The organism is Saccharothrix variisporea (assembly GCF_003634995.1).
Lineage (GTDB): Bacteria > Actinomycetota > Actinomycetes > Mycobacteriales > Pseudonocardiaceae > Actinosynnema > Actinosynnema variisporeum.
In genome coordinates, this window is sequence record NZ_RBXR01000001.1 from 6,111,903 (window position 1) to 6,132,050 (window position 20,148).

22 protein-coding genes are annotated in these 20,148 nt (G+C 71.6%); 6 read left to right on the forward strand and 16 right to left on the reverse strand.

Annotated elements, in window-relative coordinates; genetic code table 11:
- Positions 1-63: 63 nt before the first annotated feature.
- The gene (locus DFJ66_RS27850) at positions 64-1,800 is read right to left on the reverse strand and encodes a glycerol-3-phosphate dehydrogenase/oxidase (RefSeq protein WP_121225300.1); all 1,737 of its coding nucleotides are present in this window, start codon (positions 1,798-1,800) and stop codon (positions 64-66) included.
- 188 nt (positions 1,801-1,988) lie between these two features.
- Here DFJ66_RS27850 and DFJ66_RS27855 point away from each other — a divergent pair, with 188 nt between their 5' ends.
- Positions 1,989-2,729 (forward strand): MIP/aquaporin family protein, encoded by a 741-nt coding sequence (locus DFJ66_RS27855; RefSeq protein ID WP_121225302.1) that lies wholly within the window; start codon positions 1,989-1,991, stop codon positions 2,727-2,729.
- Positions 2,730-2,754: 25 nt separating this feature from the next.
- Positions 2,755-4,260 carry a glycerol kinase GlpK gene (gene glpK, locus DFJ66_RS27860; protein ID WP_121225305.1) on the forward strand — a complete coding sequence of 502 codons (1,506 nt, stop codon included), beginning with the start codon at positions 2,755-2,757 and terminating at the stop codon, positions 4,258-4,260.
- A 66-nt stretch (positions 4,261-4,326) separates the two neighbouring features.
- On the opposite strand, the gene DFJ66_RS27865 is transcribed toward glpK, so the two are convergent.
- From DFJ66_RS27865 to DFJ66_RS27875, 3 genes are all read right to left on the reverse strand, one after another.
- A complete protein-coding gene (locus DFJ66_RS27865; protein ID WP_147459379.1) occupies positions 4,327-5,094 on the reverse strand; it encodes a hypothetical protein in 768 nt (255 codons plus the stop codon).
- Between the two features lie 11 nt (positions 5,095-5,105).
- Positions 5,106-5,702, reverse strand: coding sequence for a class F sortase (locus DFJ66_RS27870; RefSeq protein WP_121225309.1), 597 nt, complete (start codon positions 5,700-5,702; stop codon positions 5,106-5,108).
- A gap of 820 nt (positions 5,703-6,522) precedes the next feature.
- A complete protein-coding gene (locus DFJ66_RS27875; RefSeq protein WP_121225311.1) occupies positions 6,523-7,926 on the reverse strand; it encodes an NAD(P)H-quinone dehydrogenase in 1,404 nt (467 codons plus the stop codon).
- Between the two features lie 118 nt (positions 7,927-8,044).
- Between DFJ66_RS27875 and DFJ66_RS27880 the strand changes: the two genes are divergently transcribed.
- From DFJ66_RS27880 to DFJ66_RS27885, 3 genes are all read left to right on the forward strand, one after another.
- Complete coding sequence (locus DFJ66_RS27880; RefSeq protein WP_121225313.1) at positions 8,045-8,494, forward strand: gamma-glutamylcyclotransferase family protein; 450 nt, start codon at positions 8,045-8,047, stop codon at positions 8,492-8,494.
- Between the two features lie 66 nt (positions 8,495-8,560).
- A complete protein-coding gene (locus tag DFJ66_RS43025; protein WP_170199696.1) occupies positions 8,561-8,704 on the forward strand; it encodes a hypothetical protein in 144 nt (47 codons plus the stop codon).
- Positions 8,705-8,749: 45 nt separating this feature from the next.
- Positions 8,750-9,004, forward strand: a complete 255-nt coding sequence (locus DFJ66_RS27885) for a hypothetical protein (protein WP_121225315.1) — start codon at positions 8,750-8,752, stop codon at positions 9,002-9,004.
- Positions 9,005-9,207: 203 nt separating this feature from the next.
- On the opposite strand, the gene DFJ66_RS27890 is transcribed toward DFJ66_RS27885, so the two are convergent.
- The 10 genes from DFJ66_RS27890 to DFJ66_RS27935 all read right to left on the reverse strand — a co-directional run bounded on the left by DFJ66_RS27890 (position 9,208) and on the right by DFJ66_RS27935 (position 16,389).
- Positions 9,208-10,005: an ESX secretion-associated protein EspG gene (locus DFJ66_RS27890; RefSeq protein ID WP_121225317.1), complete on the reverse strand. Its 798-nt coding sequence runs from the start codon at positions 10,003-10,005 to the stop codon at positions 9,208-9,210.
- Positions 10,005-11,267, reverse strand: coding sequence for a PPE domain-containing protein (locus DFJ66_RS27895; protein ID WP_121225319.1), 1,263 nt, complete (start codon positions 11,265-11,267; stop codon positions 10,005-10,007). The genes DFJ66_RS27890 and DFJ66_RS27895 overlap by 1 nt, the downstream gene beginning before the upstream one ends.
- A 26-nt stretch (positions 11,268-11,293) precedes the next feature.
- Positions 11,294-11,677 (reverse strand): transcriptional regulator, encoded by a 384-nt coding sequence (locus DFJ66_RS27900; RefSeq protein WP_121225321.1) that lies wholly within the window; start codon positions 11,675-11,677, stop codon positions 11,294-11,296.
- Positions 11,678-11,777: 100 nt separating this feature from the next.
- On the reverse strand, positions 11,778-12,362 hold the full coding sequence (locus DFJ66_RS27905; protein ID WP_121231836.1) for a DUF3558 domain-containing protein: 585 nt from the start codon (positions 12,360-12,362) through the stop codon (positions 11,778-11,780).
- A gap of 6 nt (positions 12,363-12,368) precedes the next feature.
- Entirely contained in the window at positions 12,369-12,800 is a 432-nt protein-coding gene (locus DFJ66_RS27910; RefSeq protein WP_121225323.1) for a GNAT family N-acetyltransferase, read from the reverse strand.
- 10 nt (positions 12,801-12,810) lie between these two features.
- Entirely contained in the window at positions 12,811-13,341 is a 531-nt protein-coding gene (locus DFJ66_RS27915; RefSeq protein WP_121225325.1) for a GNAT family N-acetyltransferase, read from the reverse strand.
- A 65-nt stretch (positions 13,342-13,406) separates the two neighbouring features.
- The gene (locus tag DFJ66_RS27920) at positions 13,407-13,652 is read right to left on the reverse strand and encodes a hypothetical protein (protein WP_121225327.1); all 246 of its coding nucleotides are present in this window, start codon (positions 13,650-13,652) and stop codon (positions 13,407-13,409) included.
- On the reverse strand, positions 13,645-14,235 hold the full coding sequence (locus DFJ66_RS27925; protein WP_170199699.1) for an HAD-IA family hydrolase: 591 nt from the start codon (positions 14,233-14,235) through the stop codon (positions 13,645-13,647). The genes DFJ66_RS27920 and DFJ66_RS27925 overlap by 8 nt, the downstream gene beginning before the upstream one ends.
- On the reverse strand, positions 14,232-14,612 hold the full coding sequence (locus DFJ66_RS27930; protein ID WP_121225331.1) for a DUF1707 SHOCT-like domain-containing protein: 381 nt from the start codon (positions 14,610-14,612) through the stop codon (positions 14,232-14,234). Before DFJ66_RS27930 ends, DFJ66_RS27925 begins: the two co-directional genes overlap by 4 nt.
- A 10-nt stretch (positions 14,613-14,622) precedes the next feature.
- Positions 14,623-16,389: an acetyl/propionyl/methylcrotonyl-CoA carboxylase subunit alpha gene (locus tag DFJ66_RS27935; protein ID WP_121225333.1), complete on the reverse strand. Its 1,767-nt coding sequence runs from the start codon at positions 16,387-16,389 to the stop codon at positions 14,623-14,625.
- Between the two features lie 179 nt (positions 16,390-16,568).
- Here DFJ66_RS27935 and DFJ66_RS27940 point away from each other — a divergent pair, with 179 nt between their 5' ends.
- Positions 16,569-17,174 carry a hypothetical protein gene (locus DFJ66_RS27940; protein ID WP_121225335.1) on the forward strand — a complete coding sequence of 202 codons (606 nt, stop codon included), beginning with the start codon at positions 16,569-16,571 and terminating at the stop codon, positions 17,172-17,174.
- 547 nt (positions 17,175-17,721) lie between these two features.
- Here the strand turns inward: DFJ66_RS27940 and DFJ66_RS27945 are convergent.
- Complete coding sequence (locus DFJ66_RS27945) at positions 17,722-19,041, reverse strand: dicarboxylate/amino acid:cation symporter (protein WP_121225337.1); 1,320 nt, start codon at positions 19,039-19,041, stop codon at positions 17,722-17,724.
- A 171-nt stretch (positions 19,042-19,212) separates the two neighbouring features.
- A complete protein-coding gene (locus DFJ66_RS27950) occupies positions 19,213-19,818 on the reverse strand; it encodes a Maf family protein (RefSeq protein ID WP_121225339.1) in 606 nt (201 codons plus the stop codon).
- Between the last annotated feature and the right edge of the window lie 330 nt (positions 19,819-20,148).

A 20,148-nucleotide genomic window follows, 5' to 3' on the forward strand; every position in this document is an offset into this window, starting at 1 on the left:
GTGTGAGCGGGTCAGCCGACCGGTTCGTGTGCGTGGGTCAGCCGACCGGTTCGTGTGGGCGGGTCAGCTGACCGGTTCGGTGATCTTCGGGCGCGCCTCGGGGGCCGCCGACCGGACCGCGTCGGCGGCCTGGTCGTTCGGCTCGGTCTGCGAAGCGCGTTCCGCCGCCACCCGGGCCGTGTAGATCTCGACCTCGCGGGCCACCTGGGCGTCGTCCCACCCGTGCACCCGGGCCATCAGGCGGGCCACCACCTCCGCGCAGTCCACGCCCCGGTGCGGGTACTCGATGGAGATGCGGGTCCGGCGCGTCAGCACGTCCTCCAGGTGCAGCGCGCCCTCGTGCGAGGCCGCGTACACGACTTCCACCTGCAGGTAGTCCGGCGCGTGGGGCACGGGCTTGAGCAGTTCCGGGTCCGACGCCGCCAGCACCTCGTGCACCAGCGACCCGTACCGGTCCAGCAGGTGCCTCACCCGATAGGGGTGCAAGCCGTACCGGTGGGCGAGCTGGTCGGCCTGGTTGACCAGCGCGTGGTAGCCGTCCGCCCCGACCAGCGGCACCTTGTCGGTGATCGACGGTTGCAACCGCCCCGGTAGGTCGACGGACGCGGCGTCCACGGCGTCCGCGCCCATCACCCGGTACGTCGTGTACTTGCCGCCGGCGATGGCGACCAGGCCCGGCGCGACGCGCGCCACGGCGTGCTCGCGGGACAGCTTGGAAGTCGACTCGCTCTCGCCGGCCAGCAACGGGCGCAGGCCCGCGTAGACGCCCTCGATGTCGTCGTGGGTCAACGGGGTGGCGAGCACCGAGTTGACGTGGTCGAGGATGTAGTCGATGTCGTTCTTGGTCGCCGCCGGGTGGGCCAGGTCGAGGTTCCAGTCCGTGTCGGTCGTGCCCACGATCCAGTGGTTGCGCCACGGGATGACGAACAGGACCGACTTCTCCGTCCGCAGGATCAGGCCCGACTCGGACACGATCCGGTCCCTCGGCACGACGATGTGCACGCCCTTGGACGCCCGCACCCGGAACCGCCCGCGCGACCCGGACAGCCGTTGCAGCTCGTCGGTCCACACGCCGGTCGCGTTGATCACCGCGTGGGCGCGCACGTCGGTCTCCCGCCCGTCCTCGACGTCGCGCACGCGGACGCCCGACACCCGGTCCGCCTCCCGCAGGAAGCCCACGACCTGCGTGGACGTCCGCACGACGGCCCCGTAGTGCGCGGCGGTCCGGCCGACCATCATGGTGTGGCGGGCGTCGTCGGCCTGGGCGTCGTAGTACCGGATGCCGCCGATCAGGGCGTCGGGCTTGAGCGCGGGCACCATCCGCAGCGCCCCGGCCCTGGTCAGGTGCTTCTGGCCGGGCACGGACCGCGCACCGCCCATGGTGTCGTAGAGCATCAGCCCGGCCGCCGTGTACGGGCGCTCCCACACGCGGTGCGACAGCGGGTACAGGAAGCTGACCGGTTTGACCAGGTGCGGCGCGATGCGGGTGAGCATCAGTTCGCGTTCCCGCAGCGCCTCGCGGACCAGCCCGAACTCGAGTTGTTCCAGGTAGCGCAGGCCGCCGTGGAACAGCTTGGAGGACCGGCTGGACGTCCCGGACGCCAGGTCCCGCGCCTCCACCAGCGCCACCCGCAGCCCGCGCGTCGCCGCGTCCAGGGCCGACCCGACGCCGACCACGCCGCCGCCGATGACCACCAGGTCGAAGGTCTCCGCACCCAGCCGTTCCCAGGCCGTCTCGCGCTCCCGGGGACCCAGGCGACCAGGGGTGGAGGGCTCGGCGGGCGTCTCGCGCGTGGCCACTGTGCAACGCCTCCCTGATACTGACGGCTGGTCGGGACCAAGGACTTGACTTGACCACGTTACCCGCCGGTACGCCACCGTAGACAACTGATCAGCAAGCGAACTAGCGTCAACGAACATCGTGGGTGGGCAGCGCCGCCGGACCCGGACACGAGCGCTGTCCCCTGCCAACGCAAGGAGGTCGGCGGATGAGCAATGGCTCGATCTTCGTCTGGGAGACCCTCGGCACCGCGATCCTGATCCTGCTCGGCGCGGGTGTCGTCGCCAACGTTGTCCTGAAGAACTCGCTGGGCAACGGCGGCGGCTGGCTCCTGATCAACTTCGGCTGGGGTTTCGCGGTCTTCGCGGGCGCCAGCGTGGCCGCGCCCAGCGGCGCGCACCTCAACCCGGCCGTCACCCTCGGACTGGCCATCTCGGACAAGGTCGAGTGGTCCAAGGTGCCCGTCTACTTCGCGGGGGAGATGGTCGGCGCGTTCCTCGGCGCGGTGCTCGCCTGGGCCGCGTACAAGGCCCAGTTCGACACGCACGACGACCTGCCCAACACGCGCGGCATCTTCTGCACCGGCCCGACCGTCCCGACGATCCCGTGGAACCTCGTCACGGAGATCATCGGCACGTTCGTGCTGGTCATCTGGATCCTGCTGAGCCCCGGCGCGAAGGAGGCGGAGGGCGGCATCCCCCAGTTCGGCAACTCCGCGCTGGGCTACGCGGCCGTCGCGTTCGTCGTCATCGGTATCGGCAACTCGCTCGGCGGCCCCACCGGGTACGCCATCAACCCCGCCCGCGACCTCGGTCCCCGCATCGCCTACGCGATCCTGCCCATCCGCGACAAGGGCAGCGCCGAGTGGGGCTACTCCTGGATCCCCGTCGTCGGCCCGCTGGTCGGCGGCGCCCTCGCGGCGCTGCTGTACCTCGCCCTGCCGGTCTGACCCGCCCCCGAAAGGACCCTGACGCATGACCAAGTACGTGGCAGCGATCGACCAGGGCACGACGTCGACCCGCTGCATGGTCTTCGACCACTCGGGCCGGGTGGTCTCGGTCGACCAGAAGGAGCACGAGCAGATCTTCCCCAAGGCCGGGTGGGTCGAGCACAACCCCGAAGAGGTGTGGACCAACACCCGGCAGGTCGCCGCCGGCGCGCTCGCCAAGGCCGACCTCACCGCCGCCGACATCGCCGCCGTCGGCATCACCAACCAGCGCGAGACGGCCGTCGTGTGGGACCGCACCACCGGCAAGCCCGTCTACAACGCGATCGTCTGGCAGGACACCCGCACCGACAAGATCTGCCAGGACCTGGCCGGGTTGGGCGGCGGCCAGGAGCGCTACCGCGACAAGACCGGCCTGCCGCTGGCCACCTACTTCTCCGGCCCCAAGATCCGCTGGATCCTGGACAACGTCGAGGGCGCCCGCGAGAAGGCCGAGGCCGGGGACCTGCTGTTCGGCAACATGGACACCTGGGTCCTGTGGAACATGACCGGCGGCGTCGAGGGCGGCGTGCACGTCACCGACCCGACCAACGCCTCCCGCACCCTGCTCATGGACCTCGACACGCTGAGCTGGGACGAGGGCATCGCCGCCGACATGGGCATCCCGCTGTCCATGCTGCCGGAGATCCGGTCGTCGTCGGAGACCTACGGCCAGGTCCGGGAACGCGGCGCGCTCGCCGGCGTGCCGATCTCGGGCATCCTCGGCGACCAGCAGGCGGCCACGTTCGGGCAGGCGTGCCTGTCGCCCGGCGAGGCCAAGAACACCTACGGCACCGGCAACTTCGTGCTGCTCAACACCGGCACCGACAAGGTGATGAGCGAGAACGGCCTGCTCACCACGGTCTGCTACAAGATCGGCGACTCCGCGCCGGTCTACGCGCTGGAGGGCTCCATCGCGGTGACGGGGTCGCTCGTGCAGTGGCTGCGCGACAACCTCGGCATGATCGGCACGGCCGCCGAGATCGAGGAGCACGCGCGGACGGTCGAGGACAACGGCGGCGCGTACTTCGTGCCCGCGTTCTCCGGCCTGTTCGCGCCGTACTGGCGGTCGGACGCGCGCGGCGCGATCGTCGGCCTGACGCGGTTCGTCAACAAGGGCCACCTCGCGCGGGCGGTGCTGGAGGCGACCGCGTTCCAGACCCGCGAGGTGATCGACGCGATGAACGCCGACTCCGGGGTGGCGCTGACGTCGCTGAAGGTCGACGGAGGCATGGTGGTCAACGAGCTGCTCATGCAGTTCCAGGCCGACATCCTGGGCGTGCCGGTGATCCGGCCGGTGGTCGCGGAGACCACGGCGTTGGGCGCGGCGTACGCGGCCGGGCTCGCGGTCGGGTTCTGGGCGTCGGAGGACGACATCCGCCAGAACTGGGCGCAGGACAAGCAGTGGGACCCGGCGCTGGACGAGGAGACCCGGGAGCGCCAGTACCACTTCTGGAAGAAGGCGGTGACCCGGACGTTCGACTGGGTCGAGTGAGGTTGTGTTGGACGCTCGCGCAGTTTTCGGGCTTGGTTTTGCTTTTGCGCGAGCGTCCAACACTTCCTATGCGGTACCGAGGTCTTGTGCGGAGCCGAGGTCGTGTGCGGTGCCGCCCCCGCCGGTCTCCGGTGCGCCCTTGGGCTTCTTGATCGGCGGCTGGGTCTGCGGAGGGTCGTTGGTCGGCGGGTCGGCCGCGGGCGGCTGCCCGAGGACGGTGAAGGACACCGCGAACGGGCCGTCCCGGCAGGTCATCACGGCCTGGTAGGTGCCCGGCGTGGACACGACCGTGGTCTTGCCACCCAGCTCGGAGACGTTGCCGGCCTCGGTCTGGAGCTCCAGCGGCGCGACGAAACCGGGCGAGGTGATGGTGGTGCCGGTGCAGTCGTTGTCGACCGGCATCGTGCCGGTGATCTCAGCGCCGGGCTGGAGTTCCAGCGGGAACAGGCTGAACGCCCGCAACGGCTTGGGCTCCAGGATGGTGAAGGTGACCTCGGCGAAGTCCGGCTTCTGGAGGCAGCGGACGGTCGCGGTGTAGGTGCCCGGCGTGGTGATGACCCGGGTGTTGCCCCGCGCTTCACCCTGGGCGGTCGGGCCGCCGGGGTACTTGCCCCACTCGATCGGGGCGACGAACCCGGGGGACGTCACGGGGCCGAACCCGGTGGCGTTGCACGAGGGCGCGGCGGTGCTGGCGGTGATCACGCCGCCCGGTTCCACCTCGAGCGGTGTCAACCTGAAGTCGATGCCCGGAAACCCCTGCTCGGCGGCGGCGATGGGCGTGGTGGGTGTGGCAGTCAGCAGTAGGGCGGCCACGAGGGCCGTCACACGTCTCATCCGAGTCCCCCTCAGATCATCTTCGCGTACACGATCACGTTGTCCTGGTAGCTGCGCGCGGACCGGTCGAACACACCCCCGCAGGTGATCAGGCGCAGCACGGGGTCGGGCGTGTCCCCGTAGACCGCGTCCGTGGGGAAGCGCTCCTTGGAAACCTGGTCGACCCGCACGACGGCGAACCGGACGGTAGAGCCGTCGGCGCGGGCCACGTCGATGCCGTCGCCGGGCACCAGCTCCTTCAGGCGGTGGAAGATGCCCGGCTGGGAGTTGCCGTCGACGTGACCCAGGATGATGGCGGGACCGGGCTCACCAGGCGCCCGCGCGTGCACGTACCACCCGGCTTGCATCGGCTGCTCGACCGGCGGCACCTGGACGGTCTCGTCCGGGTTGAGACCCAGCGGGACCAGCGAGGACCGCGCCCCGATCTTCGGGATCACGACCTCGGTGGGGTCGATCCGAACCGCCCGCGCCGCAGGAGCCGGTGTCGTCGTGCCCGCCGATGCGGTGGTGGCCGTCGGCGTCGTCGGCGGCGTCGGCTCGGTGGGCGTCGAGCACGCGGCGAGCGCGAGCGCCACCCCGAGGAGGACGCCCGCGCTGAGTCTCGCCATGCCCGCCAGAATCCGCCCAGATGCGGTCTCGCGGTGGTGAACGGGCAACCACCACCTGATCGGACTAGCGTGAACCCCGCAGTCCGCCTGCTTTGCCGGGTGGCAGTCGCCTGCTTTACCGGGTGGCAGTCCACCTGCTTTGCCGGGTGGCAGTCCACCGGAGAGGACACAACCCAACTTGGGCTTCTTGCTTTTGTCATCTCCGTATGGCCTGCCCGAAGGGCTACCACAGATTTCCCCGGGTGCAGCCGAAAGTTTTTGCGAGGAACGAGCAAAAAGTTTTAGCGGCACCCGGGGAAATCTGTGGTAGGCTCCGCCAGGCCATACGGAGATGGCAAAAGCAAGAAGCCCCCGCCGTTGCAGTTGAGTCATCTTTGGTGGCCTGCCCGCCGGCGAGGCGCTTTTCGCTTTTCGCTTTTTAAGAGCTTTGAACGAAACGCTTCGCTCTCAAGCCGAACGCGCTTCGCGCTGGTACGCGCGAAGCGCTCGAAAGATGAAAAGCGGCGCTCGCCGCGCGGCAGGCCGCCAGCGGGGGGTGAAGGGCGTCGGTTCCCCACCGCATGACCTGGCGGAGCCAACCACATTTTGGGCCGGGTGCCGCTAAAACTTTTTGCTCGTTCCTCGCAAAAACTTTCGGCTGCACCCGGCCCAAAATGTGGTAGCCCTTCGGGCAGGCCATACGGCGGGGGAACCGAGGCCCTCCACCTGTGGTTGGGACCACTGCACAAAACCGCGCTGCGCGCGCCGAAAAGCACGCGTTGCGCGTGAAAGCGCCGCGCAGCGAAGGCTGCGCGGCGGTGGGAGTCAGAAGTGGGCCGGGTCAGTCCAGGTCGTCGTGGCGCATGAGCTGGCGGCCGGCCTCGGTGATCGAGCCGGTCAGGGACGGGTAGACCGAGAAGGTGGTCGCCAGGTCCTCGACGGTCAGTTGGTTCTGCACGGCCAGGGCGATCGGCAGGATGAGTTCGCTCGCGTTCGGGGCCACCACCACGCCGCCGATGACGACGCCGGTCGCCGGGCGGCAGAAGAGCTTCACGAAGCCCCGGCGCAGGCCTTCCATCTTGGCGCGGGGGTTGGTGGCCAGGGGCAGCATGATCGTCCGGGCCGGGACCTCGCCCGAGTCGATGGCCTGCTGGCTGATGCCGACCGACGCGATCTCCGGGTTGGTGAAGACGTTCGCCGCGACCGTCTTGAGCTTGATCGGGCTCACGCCCTCGCCCAGCGCGTGCCACATGGCGATCCGGCCCTGCATGGCCGCCACCGACGCCAGCAGCAGCACGCCGGTGCAGTCGCCAGCTGCGTAGACGCCGGGGACGTTGGTGCGGGACACCCGGTCGACCGGGATGTAGCCGCCGCGACCGAGTTCGATGCCGATCTTGTCCAGGCCGATGTCGGTCGTGTTGGGCACCGAGCCGACGGTCATCAGAGCGTGACTGGCCTCGATCGTGCGACCGTCTTCCAGGTGAATCAGGACCTGGTCGCCGACGTTCTCGACGCGGTCGGCGCGGGCGTGCTTGACGACGGCTGTGCCGCGTTCGGCGAAGACGTCCTCCAGGACCACGGCCGCGTCGGCGTCCTCGTGCGGGAGCACGCGGTCCCGGCTGGAGACCATGGTCACCTTCACGCCCAGCTCGGTGTAGGCCGAGGCGAACTCCACGCCGGTCACGCCGGAGCCGATGACCGCGAGGTGCTCGGGGAGTTCCGGCAGGTCGTAGATCTGGCGCCAGGTCAGGACGCGCTTGCCGTCCGGTTCGGCGCCGGGCAACACGCGCGGGGTCGCGCCAGTGGCGATCAACACGACGTCGGCGGGCAGGACCTCCGTGCCGCCGTCCTTGAGCTCGGCCACGACCTGGTGCTGGGCCAGGCCTCGGGCGTCGTCGCAGAACTTCGCGGTGCCGTTGACGATCCGCACGCCTTCGCGCTGGAGGCGGGCGCGCACGTCGGAGGACTGGGCCAGCGCCAGGCCCTTCACGCGGCCGTGCACGACCGGCAGGTCGACGGCGGCGGTCGTGTCGGAGGTGCGGATGCCCAGCTCACCGGCGTTGCGGAAGGCGCTGCGGCCACCGGCCGAGGCGATGAACGTCTTGGACGGCACGCAGTCGTACAGCACGCAGGCGCCGCCCAGGCCCTCGCGCTCGATGACCGTGACGTCGGCCCCGTGCTGCGCCGCGACCAGCGCCGCCTCGTAACCTGCGGGCCCACCGCCCATGATGACGATGCGGGTCACGACACGTCCTTCCTCAGGGTTCTCCTCCGGCGCGTTTACCGTACGCGGTCGGGTGCAGAGGTGTGTCGTCCGGTCTTCTGGTGCTTCCGGGTGATCCATAGGTCGCTAGGCTGTCGTCGTGCCGCTCTATGCCGCGTACGGGTCCAACATGGATCCGAACCAGATGATGGAGCGAGCCCCGTACTCGCCGATGGCGGGGACCGGATGGCTCGTCGGCTGGCGTCTGACCTTCGGTGGCGAGGACCTCGGCTGGGAAGGCGCGCTGGCCACCATCGTGGAGGACCCGGACTCCCAGGTCTTCTGCGTGCTCTACGACGTGAGCCCCCGCGACGAATCCCGCCTGGACCGGTGGGAGGGCGCGCTCGGCCTCTACAAGAAGATCCGCCTGCGGGTGCAGACCCTGGAGGGCTCGGTCACCGCGTGGCTGTACGTGCTGGACGCCTACGAGGGCGGCCTGCCGTCGGCCCGCTACATCGGTGTCGTCGCCGACGCGGCCGAGGCCGCCGGCGCGCCGGACGACTACGTGGCCGACCTGCGCACCCGCCCCTGCCAGGGCATCGGGCCGTGACAGCCGTGAGATGAGCCGGACGGGGTTGCGCACGTCCTCGTCGTCCGCCGGGACGACGGTCCAGCCGTGCGCGGACCACCGACCGCCGTGGACGACGGCGGTCCGCCGCGCGGGCCAGGTCAGGTGCACCTGCTGCCCGTGCCGCTCGACGTGCGGTGCGGGCAGGCCGGCGTCCACCAGGGACAGCAGCAGCCTGCACGCGGCCGGTGAGCCGACGCCGGGGACGAGCGCCATCTCCGGGGTGGCTTCGCGGAGGTGGGCGCGGGACTCCGGTGGCAGCCGGCTCAGGGCCTCGTCGGCGCAGGTGAGGGCGGTGAGGCGGTTCGTGGTGCGCAATACCTCGGTCAGGGCGTCGGCGAGTGGGTGGCAGCGGAGGCCGTCCGCTTCGACGTGCGTGCCGATCGGGCCGTGGTGGAGGGTCATGCCGCGGATGGGGTCGACGCGAACACCGTCGGGCACCTGGACGTGGACGGTGCCGGTGCGGGCCGTCGTGATGCCGTGCAGGGCTAGAGCGGTTTCCCGAACCAGAACCGCCGAAGGGCCGGCGTGCAGCAGGACGGCCGCGCAGCGGGTGCGGAAGTCCAGGACGCGGTGCCGTTCGACCAGGACGTGGCGGCCGAACGGGACCAGGTCGGCGCGCAGGTGGGCGCCGTGTGCGTGGGTCATGACGGAACCGAGGGGCGAGACCGCGATTCCGTACCGAGTTCACCCGATCAGGGCGGCGGCAGCAGGTCCGTGACGTGCTGGACGAGCCGGCGCGCGTCGGTCGGGGAGACGGTGCTCCACGGCTGCTGGCCCGGGGTGGCGCGGCGGAGCTGGACGTAGCGGCCGTTCGGGTTGTCGAAGAACGCCACCACGTGCTCGGGGCGCACCCGCTTGCCCCACTTGTCCCGCACGGCCGCGCCGAACTGGCCGCGGAACCCGGCGTCTTTGAACATGTCGGCGAGCACCTTGGCGTCGTCCGCCCGCACACCCCGTTCGCGCAGCGCCGCTTCGAGCTTGTCCGGCGTGCCCGCGGCGGCCGCGGCGGCGTCGAGGTCGGCGCTGGGCAGGGTCACCGAGTGGCCCGGTCCGGGCGGTGCGGCGGGCAGCACGGACAGCGCCTCGCGGGGCAGGCCCTCGGCGGAGGCCGGGCGCAGGGTGAGCTGGTCGCCGTCGAGCACCGCGAGCACCGCCGACTGGCCCTTGGCCGCCGCCAGCACCCGCACGCTGCGGCCCAGCCACAACCGGCCGTCCACCTCGCGCTGCGGCCGGTTGAGCAGGTGCAGCAGGTCTTCCAGCATCGGGTCCAGCGCCACCGGGCGCCCCAGGCCCCGGCTCTCCAGACCCGCCCACGCCCGCCGCTCCAGCTCCGCCCGTTCGGCGTGCGTCTTGCCCGGTGAGGGCACCTTGAGCACCAGCGGCATGGTCTCCAGCCGCAGGTGCTCCCAGAGCACGTCGAACTCCAGCGCCGAGATGGTGACGGGCTCGCGCACGTCGTGCGTGCCCAGGTCCAGACCGAACGTCGTCATCAGCGGGTCGTGCTCTCCCCGATCACCGGCGGCGAGATGTGCCCGCCGAGTCCGTAGATGTCGTCGGTTTCCCGAAGGTAGTCGGCGCCGTCGTGCTCGGCGTCCTCTTCCTCGTCCGCGCGGCCCCCGCCGAGCCCGCCGAACGGGTCGAAGGCCTGCTGCACGGGCGCGGGCGCGGTGCGCTTGTGGACCGTGTCGCCGCTGCCCTGGTGGCCCGCGCCGAGGACGCCGCTCGTCGGGCCGGCCCCGGTCGCCACGTGCTGGGCGTTGGCCGTGGTGGCGAGCGCGCCGAACTCCGCCGAGCTGGCCACCGTCGTGCCGCTGGGCCGGTGGCCGCCGGCGCCCTGCTGCTGCTGTTCGGTGGCGGACTGGGTGTTCTGCTCGGTGGTGGTGTCGGCGGTGCCGCCCTTGCGGCGGTCCTGCTGGCGGCCGTCCGAGCCGCCGCCGATCACGCCGCCGGGGCCGAAGCTCGTCGAGCCGAGCTGGGACGAGCCGATCGGCGCGCTCGTGGGGCGCGTGGTCGAGCTGGTCTGGGTGCTGCCGGAGACGGTGGTCGACGCGCCGCCGCTCACCGGTGCGGCCGGCCGGGTCTGGGGCGCGGTGCCGCCGCGGTTCCAGCCGCGTCCGCCGCCGTAGCGGCCCCAGCGCCCGCCGCCGCGCACGCCGCCGTGGAACCCGTAGCCGGGCGCGACGCCCGCCCCGTCGGTGCGCACCACGTCGGAGGTGGTGATCACCAGCTGCGGCGGCTGGTTGAACTGGCCCAGCGTGGTCACGTTGGAGGTGGTGGAGGACGCGTAGGTGGTCATCACCTCGCGGGCGCGCTGCTCGGCGGCGTTGCGCACCTTCTCCTGGATCTCGTGGTCGGTCTGCTGCCCGACCAGGTGGGTCAGGGCGGTCAGCACGGTGCCCGGGTCCTCGGCGGTGACCTTGACCGGCGGCGGCATGTCGGCGCGGGCCTTGGCGATGTAGTCGGCCTGGAGCTCGGCGGACAGCCGCATGACCTCCGCGCCGCCGCGCGCCTCGTCGGCCCACGCGGCGAGCGGGTTCATGCCGCTGCGCGCCTGGTCGGCCGCCGTGCCCTCCCACTTCGCGCCGGAGCCCAGGACACCCGCGTGCAGCTCGGAGTTGATCTCGGCTAACGCGGCCGAGACGCCCTCCCAGCGCTCCATCGAGGCGTGCGAGGCCTTCGGGCCCGGCCCGGAGTTGATCTTCTGGTAGAGCTCTTCGTGGCTGTACCCGCTCCAGCGGTGGCCCTCGGGCATGAAGATTCCCCTCGCCTGCGGCGGGCTCAGCAGCCGCCTTGCTGCCCCATCAACCCGGTGTTGTCGTCTTCGATGGTCCGGTACTGCTGCTCCACCAGCGTCAGGGCGTCCATCGCGCCCTTGAGCTGCTGCTGGTAGTTCTGCAACGCGGTGAGCGCCGAGTCGCCGGACTCCACCGAGCGCTCGTTGAACTTCTCCGCCGCTTCCTGGCTGACCGGGTCGCCGGCCCACGGGCGGACCCGGACCTCGGTGATGGCCAGCTCGATCTGCTTGTCCAGCTTGGTCAACGCGCCCGCGAACGCGTTGCGCAGGCTCGGGATCGCGTTGGGCTCGACGCTGAGGGTGTGCGACAGGGCAGGCGGTGGTGGCGTGCCCGAGTCCGCGCCGTGGCCGTGGTCTTCCGACGGCATGGACGACCTCCCCGTCTTGTCGTGTAGCGCGTCAGCATGGTCACTCTAGCCACCCGGTCCGACAGCGGGGAGTGGGCGGAGCGCACTTCCCCCGCGTGGGTCAGCCGCGTTGCAGCAAACCGGCGACAGCGGCTTCTGCCGCCCGTTGTGCTCCTTGGCAGAGAATGTCTTGGGACACCTTCGTCTTGTTACCGCCGTCCCGGAACATCACGTCCAGGAACTGGCTGGGGGCCACGTCCACCTCGACGTTGCACACCTCGTCCAGGCCGGGGGTCCGCACGGTCAGCGCGGGGAACCCGACGACGGTCGTGGCCTTCGCGTCCAGCTGGGCGTTCTCGGACAGCCACACGCCGACACCCTCGGCCGTGACCAGCGCCAACCGCACCACGTTGCCGCTGATCCCGCTGCGCATGGTGCAGGCCTTCGCGTTGCCGAAGCTGGTCTCCAGGTAGGGGCTCGGCTCGTGGTCGAGACTCAGTTGCAGCCGCTGCTCCGGGCTGAGCACGGCACAGGGGTCCACCTGGTCCAGCGGCAGGTCCCGGGGCCGCGGTGGCAGCTGCGGAACCGTGGTCGTGGTGGCGGGCAGCGGTTCGTCGACCCGCCCGTCCGCCTTCTTCTCGGGCAGGGGCGTGCACGCGGTGGCGACCAGCGCGACCAGCGCGGTGATCGTGCGAGCAGCCCTCATGCGCACCTACCGTAGCCGGGTCCACACGCCGTGTGAACTACCTGCCGTGAATCCGCATTTTTGCGCAACGCGTTCGGCGGCTTTGTCGCAGGGGGTGGTGGTGAGGCTTTCCAGGTCGAGAAAACCGAACGCGAACCCGGCGACGGCTTCGACGCAGTGGGTCGCGATGCCCTTTCCGCGGTGTTGCGGACTGATCCAGCAGAACAGTTCCCCGGTCGCCGACACGGCCACCTCGCCGACCGCGGTGTTCGACAACTGTTCACACACCGCCCACGAACAGCCGGCGTCGGTTTCCCACTCGTTCGCCCGGCGCTCGATGTGCGCCCGCGCTTGTTCCGGGGTGGCGAACCGGCTCAGGGCCGGGCGGTCGTCGATGCGGTCGTCCACCCGCAGCTGCCGGAGGTAGTACTCGCCCGCGTTGATCTCGACCGGCTCCATGTCGGGCAGGCTAATCCGTGGCCAGCCGCGACCACTGGAGGAGGTCGTGGTGGACGCCGTGCACCAGCTCCGCGCCGCGCAGCGTGCCCTCGAAGGTGAACCCGCACTTCTCCGCCACCCGGCGGGAGGCGTGGTTGGCCACGGAGTGCCGGTAGCCGACCCGGTGCAGGCCGACCTCCTCGAACCCGAACCGGAGGGCGGCGGTGAGGGCGGCGACGGCCACGCCCCGGCCGCGGTGGGTGGCGGCGGTCCAGCAGACGGCGAGCGCGTTGCGGTCGTGGTGGTCGAGGTCCCGCAGGCACACCTCGCCCGCGATGGCCCCGTCCTCGTCCCGGACCACCCAGGAACAGCGCTGGTCGGCGGCCCACTGCCAGGCCCGGTAGCCGATGAAGGCGAGGGCGGCCCGTTCGTCGGGCAGCCGGTAGCCGGACAGCCACTGCCCGATGGCGTCGTCGTCCACGGCGGCGAGCAGCGCGGGTGCGTCGGCGGCGGTGAGCTGGTCGAGCACGAACCCGTCCGCCTTGAGGTCGACCGGCTCCATGCCGCGACGGTAGCCGGGCCTCCGGTGGTGTGTCAGCCGGGTCCGTGGCTCGGTCGGTGAGGTGCTCAGTCGGTGACGAAGGCGTCGTGCCGTTCGGCCAGGGACTCCAGCTCGTCGCGGTGGGCGTGGGCGGGGGTGCCGTCCGGGGCGGTCGCGAGTTCGACGACCCAGTCCGCGTCCTCGACGTCGTCCTCGCCGGCCAGGAGGTCCTTGTGCACCGCGCACGGTGCCCACCCGGCCGCCGCGAGGGTCCGCGCCAGGTCTTCGGCTTCGTCGCGGTCGTGCAGGACCAGCAGCAGGAAGTCAGTCAACCAGGCCCCGTTCCCGCAGGGCCGCCGCCAACGTCGCCGTGTCGGGTGTGTGGACGCCGCCGATGCCCACCGCCCGCGCGCCGGCCGCGTTGTCGGCGTTGTCGTCGCAGAAGACGGTGTCCCGCGCCTTGTGCCCCAGGAGGTCCAGGGTCCTGGTGAAGCACTCCGGGTCGGGTTTCACCGCGCCCAGCCGGAAGGACGCCACGACGGCGTCGAACTCGTCGGTCAGGCCCAAGGCCGCCAGGTCGGCGTCGAGCTTCGTGGTCGCGTTGCTCAGCAAGGCGACCGTGGCGCGGGTGCGGGCCGCGCGGACCAGGGCCAGCGCCTCGGGCACCACCTCGCCGGTCCGGGTCCACGCCGTCACGGCATCCGCCGCGGCGGTCGGGCCGATCAGGCCGGCCAGGTGGGCGCGGACGGCCGCACGCCACTCCTCGTCCGACATCCGGCCCACCAGGGCCGGGCCGGAGAGGCTGAACGCGACCGTCGCGAGGGTGCCGCGCGGCAGGCCGTGGGCGTCCTCGATGGGCGCGTCCGGACCGATGCGCCGCACCACGCCGTCGAAGTCCAGCAACAGCAGGGTCACCGGTTGCCCATCCGACCGACGATCAACGCCACCGCGGGCACGAGCAGGAACACGAACGGGTTCTTCACCAGGAAGAACAACGCCACCGTCAACAACCCGACCAGGGGCACGGCCGCCTGCAACCACCGGCGGTCCTGGCCGGGCAGAGCGGGTGGCGCCGTGGACGGCAGCGGGGCGACCTGCGCGAACCGCGGGTGCGGCGCGGGCAGGTCGGCGAACAGCGCCAGCAGCTCGCCGCGCGTCTTCGCCGCCGTCACCCGGGCGGTGCGGTCGCCGTACTCGTCGACGTCCAGCCTGCCCTCGGACAGGTGCTCGCCGAGCAGCTCGATCGCCCGCTGCCGCTCGGCGTCACCGATCCGGATGTCCCGCTCGCCCACGTACCAGAGCTTATTCCTTGATCTCGCACAGGACGGTGCCCTGGGTGACGGTCGCACCCGGTTCCGCCGCGAGACCCGTCACCACGCCGGCCTTGTGCGCGGTCACCGGGTTCTCCATCTTCATGGCCTCCAGCACCACGATGAGGTCACCCGCCTCGACCTGCTGGCCGTCCTCGACCGCGACCTTGACGATCGTGCCCTGCATGGGCGCCGCCACCGCGTCACCGGACGCCGCCGCGCCGCCCTTGCCGCCGGCCCGCTTGCGGGGCTTGGCCTTCGCGCCGCCGCCCTTCGCCACCGGCGCGGCCGCGGACAGCCCGCCGGGCAGCGACACCTCCAGCCGCCGGCCGCCGACCTCGACCACCAGGGTCTGGCGCGGCTCGTCCTCCTCGGCCTCCGCGCCGTCGGTGAACGGCGGGATGGTGTTGTCGAACTCGGTCTCGATCCACCGCGTGTGCACGGTGAACCCGTCCTCGGTGCCGACGTACGCCGGGTCGCGCACGATCCGGCGGTGGAACGGCAGCACGGTCGCCATGCCCTCGACGACCATCTCGTCCAGCGCCCGCCGCGCCCGCTCCAGCGCCTGCGTGCGGTCCTCGCCGGTGACGATCAGCTTGGCCAGCAACGAGTCGAACTGGCCGCCGATCACCGTGCCGCTCTCGACACCCGCGTCCACGCGGACACCCGGGCCCGACGGCGCGACGAACGTGGTCACGGTGCCCGGCGCGGGCAGGAAGTTGCGGCCCGCGTCCTCGCCGTTGATGCGGAACTCGATGGAGTGGCCGCGCGGCGTCGGGTCCTCGGTGAAGCGCAGCGGCTCGCCGGCGGCGATGCGGAACTGCTCGCGCACCAGGTCGATGCCCGCGGTCTCCTCCGACACCGGGTGCTCGACCTGCAGGCGGGTGTTGACCTCCAGGAACGAGATCGTGCCGTCCTGCGCGACCAGGTACTCGACCGTGCCCGCGCCGTGGTAGCCGGCCTCCTTGCAGATGGCGCGCGCGGAGGTGTGGATGCGGGCGCGCTGCTCGTCGGTCAGGAACGGCGCGGGCGCCTCCTCGACCAGCTTCTGGTGGCGGCGCTGGAGGGAGCAGTCGCGGGTGCCGACGACGATGACGTTGCCGTGCTGGTCGGCCAGCACCTGCGCCTCGACGTGCCGCGGCTTGTCCAGGTACCGCTCGACGAAGCACTCACCCCGCCCGAACGCGGTGACCGCCTCGCGCACCGCGCTGTCGTACAGCTCGGGGATCTCCTCCAACGTCCGCGCGACCTTCAGCCCGCGGCCACCGCCGCCGAACGCGGCCTTGATCGCGACCGGCAGCCCGTGCTCCTTCGCGAACGCGACCACCTCGTCCGGGCCGGACACCGGGTCCTTCGTGCCGGGCACCAGCGGCGCGCCGGCGCGCATCGCGATGTGCCGGGCGGTGACCTTGTCACCCAGGTCCCGGATGGCCTGCGGCGTCGGCCCGATCCAGATCAGGCCCGCGTCCAGCACGGCCTGCGCGAAGTCGGCGTTCTCGGACAGGAAGCCGTAACCCGGGTGCACCGAGTCCGCGCCGGAGCGCTTGGCGACGTCCAGCAGCTTGTCCACCGAGAGGTAGCTGTCGCCGGGCGTGCTGCCGCCCAACGCGAACGCCTCGTCGGCGAGCCGGACGAACGGTGCGTCGCGGTCGGGATCCGCGTAGACGGCGACGCTGGCGAGACCGGCGTCCTGGCAAGCGCGGATGACCCGGACGGCGATCTCACCGCGGTTGGCGACGAGGACCTTGCGCAGCGACACGACGTCCTACCTCCTGGCAGCGCTGATGTGGAGTGATGGGTCGGGAGTTTAGTGACTGGTCAGTAATACGGGATGGAGAGACAGCTCACGTCGGGGTGGGACAATCGGCGATCGTGTCACGCCCGAACCTCCCCGCGCTGCTCACAGCTTGCTTTGCTGTCGTCATCAGCGCAGCAGGAATGGTCTTCGCGTGGTCATTGCGCCCGGACGACACCGCCGAACGGGGGGTTTCGCCGACCCAGGACGAGCTCCGCTGCGGGACGACGGCGTGCCAGGTGGTGGTGACGGCGGATGTGGGCCGCGACACGGTGGCGGTCCTCGTCGGCCAGGGCTCGGGCCGTATCAGCACCAACGGAGCGTCCGGCCGCAACATCTTCGAACTGACCATCGCGGCGGACGGCGCCGTGATCAGCGACGGCTCGCTGGAGTGCGTGGACGCCGAGGTGGCGGTGTGCCTGGTGCGGGGTCCGGCGGGGGCGGAGGTCGTGGGGGAGGTGTTGGTGCGCCGGTCGGGGGCGTGGACGCGGGCCCAGGTGCCTTACGTGTCGACGGCGGGGCACTTGGGGCTGCACGACGCGGACGGCGACGGGGTGGCCGACGTGGTGGCGGTGCAGCGGGCGTGCGAGCCGGGCGTGGATTGTGCGCGGCGGTTCGCGCAGGTGTTCTCGCTGGTGGGGCCGAAGATCGACTTGGGCTGCACGACACCGGTCCCGGACCAGACCCACCTCCCGGGCTGGCCCACCGTGCAACCGAGCATCACCCAACTACACCCCTGCGACCAGTAACCCTCCGCACCACCCCGGCCCCCTCGAACCCTCACACCCCCCGGCTCCTCCGCGCCTCGCTCCTCCGCGCTGCGGGCTTCTCGCGCCGCCCGCTCCTTCGAGCCGCCGCACGCCCACTCCACCCGCCGCGCCCGCCGTCGCGCGCGATGCGCCCTCGCCGGGCCGGGTCGCGGCCGTCGGCCCTGGCTGTGCGGGCTGCGGCGGGCTGCGGCGGGCTGCGGCGGGCTGCGGCGGGCTGCGGCGGGCTCGGTCGGGCGGTGGCGCGCAGAGGCGCGGCGATGCGGGCGCGGTGGTGCGGGCGCGGTGGTGCGGGCGCGGTGGTGCGGGCGCGGTGGTGCGGACGTGGGGGCGCGGGAGTGGGCGGGGTGTGGGGGCCGGGCTTGTTGGGCGTTGGGGGCGGTCCCCCTGGGCGTTGCCTCCCGTGGCCCGCGCTCCTTGTTTACGGGACGCGCGAGTCGGCGGTTGGTCGCGGATCCTGTATGTCGCCCGATCGGGTGGCGTTCGCGAAGATCGCCCCGCCACCCGATCCTACCCTCCTCACCAGCACTTACGCCGGCACAGCCTCCCGGGGACCGGTCAGCAGCGGAGGCGTGCTGGGGGCGTTGAGGACCTCGTCGTCCAGCAGGTCCTCCGAGCGGGCGACCAGGACCGGGACCGTGATCTGGCCGGCCACGTTGGTGGCGGTGCGGATCATGTCCAGGATCGGGTCGATCGCGTACACCACGGCCACGCCGGTCGCGATGACCTCCGGCGGCAGGTTCACCGCGCCCAGGGTCAGGGTCAGCATCGTGAACCAACCCGTGGTGCCGGCCGTCGCCAGGGCGCCGAACACCGCGACCGCGACGATCGCCACGTACTGCCACAGGCCCAGCTCGATGCCGAACAGGTTCGCGATGAACACCGTCGCGATCGCCGGGTACACCGCCGCGCAACCGTCCATCTTCGTGGTCGTCCCCAGCGGCACCGCGAAGGACGCGTAGTCGGCGTCGACGCCCAGGTTGGCGGCGGTCTGGCGGCTCAGCGGCAGGGTCGCGCCCGACGACCGGGACACGAACGCGAACTGGATCGCCGTCCACGCCTTGCTGAAGAACGTCACCGGGCTGACCCGGCCGACGAACCGCAGCAGGATCGGGTACACGACGAACAACACCAGCAGCGTCCCGCCGTAGACGGTCGCGATCAGGCTGAACAGCGGCCGGACGAACGAGTTGCCGTAGGTAGAGAACGCCGTCCCGATCAGGCCGAACACGCCGATCGGGGCCAGCAGGACGATCCACCCGACGATCTTCTGGATCAGGTCGAACGCCGACCGCGTCAGGTTGACGAACGGGGCGGCCTTCTCGCCCAGCGCGTACGCGGCGAACCCGACCAGGATCGCGATGAACACGACCTGGAGCACCTCGCCCTCGGTGAAGGCGGAGAACAGGTTCGACGGGACGAGCGTGTCCAGCAGGGTCGACCACGACCCGCCCTCACGGCTCGCGAGCCGCTTGAGCGCGGCTTCCGTCGGCTGCACCTGGACGCCGGTGCCGGGCTTGAAGATCAGCGCGATCGCGAGCCCGATCAGGACCGCGATGAACGACGTGATCGCGAACCAGAGCAGCGTCTTGCCACCCAGGCGCGCGGCGCGTTGGCCGCCGAGGCGGCGCAGGCTGGTGATCCCGACGACGATCGCGGTGAAGACGAGCGGGATGACCGTGAACTGGAGCAGGCTCGTGAAGACGTCGCCGAGCTTCTCCAGGGCGGTGGTCAGCCAGGCCTGGTCGGTGGACTTGGCCACCCACCCGGCCAGCGCGCCCAGGACGAGCGCGGCGAGGACGGTGATGCCGAAGACCTTCGGCTTGGTGTACGTGCGGATGAACGACATGTCGTCTCTTTCGGGTGCGCAGGGACGGGGATGGTCACTGCGCGTGACAGCCCGTGTTCGTCCTGCGGCCGAAGTCGATGTGGCGACGGCGCGTCAAAAGCTCGTTCATCGGCTCCCCCAACGCGATGGCCCTGGGTGGAGCTTCCCGGATCAGCGGAAATGTGACAACGACTACCAGATGTCGGAAATCACGACGTCCAGTCGGCGGAGCAGCTTGCGGGTCAGCGGGAGGCTGATGCCGATGACGCTGGACGGGTCGCCGTCGATGCCGTCCACGAACCAGCCGCCGAGCCCGTCGAGCGTGAACGCGCCCGCGACCTGGAGCGGCTCGCCGGTGGCGAGGTAGGCCTCGAGTTCGTCCTCGGTGGGGGTGCCGAACCGGACTTGGGTGGCTTCGTGGTCGGCGACGCTGTCGGTGACCCGGCCGTTCTCGACCTTGAGGATCGCGTGGCCGGTGAGCAGGGTGCCGGTGGTGCCGGCCATCTTGCGCCAACGGGCGCGGGCGTTCTCGACGGTGCCCGGCTTGCCCTGGACCTCGCCGTCGGCGGTGAGCAGCATCGAGTCGCAGCCGACGACCAGGGCGTCCTCCTCGTCGGCGGCGATGACCTCGGCCTTGGCGCGGGCGAGGGCGGTGACGAGTTCACCGGGGGTGGGGTCGCTGAGCGCGGCGGCGACGGCGTCCTCGTCCACGCCGGACACGCGGACGACGGGCTCGATTCCGGCGCTGCGGAGGACGTTCAGCCGGGCGGGGGACGCGGAGGCAAGCACGAAGCGCACGGCCGAACCCTAACGCCCCCGTTCAGGCCTGACCCCTGGGACCTCGCCGCCCCACCCGCCGCCACCCCCTGCCGCTTGCCCGCCGCTGCCGCCGCCCGCCGCTGCCGCCGCTCGCCCCGCCGCTGCCGCCGCTCGCCCCGCCGCTGCCGCCGCTCGCCCGCCGTCACCCCCTGCCGGTTGCTCGCGCCGCTGCCGCCGCTGCCCGTTGCCGCTGCCCGCTGCCCGCTGCCCGCCGCCGCTGCCCGCCGCCGCTGCCCGCTGCTGCCGCTCGCCCGGTGCCGCCGCTACCAGCCGCTCGCCGCCGCCGCTCGCCTGCCGCCGAGGGCTCGC

Bases quoted from the DNA above. Each gene is read 5' to 3' on its own strand.
- DFJ66_RS27855 (WP_121225302.1), top strand. From the start codon at position 1,989: ATGAGCAATGGCTCGATCTTCGTCTGGGAGACCCTCGGCACCGCGATC.
- glpK (WP_121225305.1), top strand. From the start codon at position 2,755: ATGACCAAGTACGTGGCAGCGATCGACCAGGGCACGACGTCGACCCGC.
- DFJ66_RS27865 (WP_147459379.1), bottom strand. From the start codon at position 5,094: ATGAGACGTGTGACGGCCCTCGTGGCCGCCCTACTGCTGACTGCCACA.
- DFJ66_RS27870 (WP_121225309.1), bottom strand. From the start codon at position 5,702: ATGGCGAGACTCAGCGCGGGCGTCCTCCTCGGGGTGGCGCTCGCGCTC.
- DFJ66_RS27890 (WP_121225317.1), bottom strand. From the start codon at position 10,005: ATGACGACGTTCGGTCTGGACCTGGGCACGCACGACGTGCGCGAGCCC.
- DFJ66_RS27895 (WP_121225319.1), bottom strand. From the start codon at position 11,267: ATGCCCGAGGGCCACCGCTGGAGCGGGTACAGCCACGAAGAGCTCTAC.
- DFJ66_RS27900 (WP_121225321.1), bottom strand. From the start codon at position 11,677: ATGCCGTCGGAAGACCACGGCCACGGCGCGGACTCGGGCACGCCACCA.
- DFJ66_RS27905 (WP_121231836.1), bottom strand. From the start codon at position 12,362: ATGAGGGCTGCTCGCACGATCACCGCGCTGGTCGCGCTGGTCGCCACC.
- DFJ66_RS27910 (WP_121225323.1), bottom strand. From the start codon at position 12,800: ATGGAGCCGGTCGAGATCAACGCGGGCGAGTACTACCTCCGGCAGCTG.
- DFJ66_RS27915 (WP_121225325.1), bottom strand. From the start codon at position 13,341: ATGGAGCCGGTCGACCTCAAGGCGGACGGGTTCGTGCTCGACCAGCTC.
- DFJ66_RS27940 (WP_121225335.1), top strand. From the start codon at position 16,569: ATGGTCTTCGCGTGGTCATTGCGCCCGGACGACACCGCCGAACGGGGG.
- DFJ66_RS27945 (WP_121225337.1), bottom strand. From the start codon at position 19,041: ATGTCGTTCATCCGCACGTACACCAAGCCGAAGGTCTTCGGCATCACC.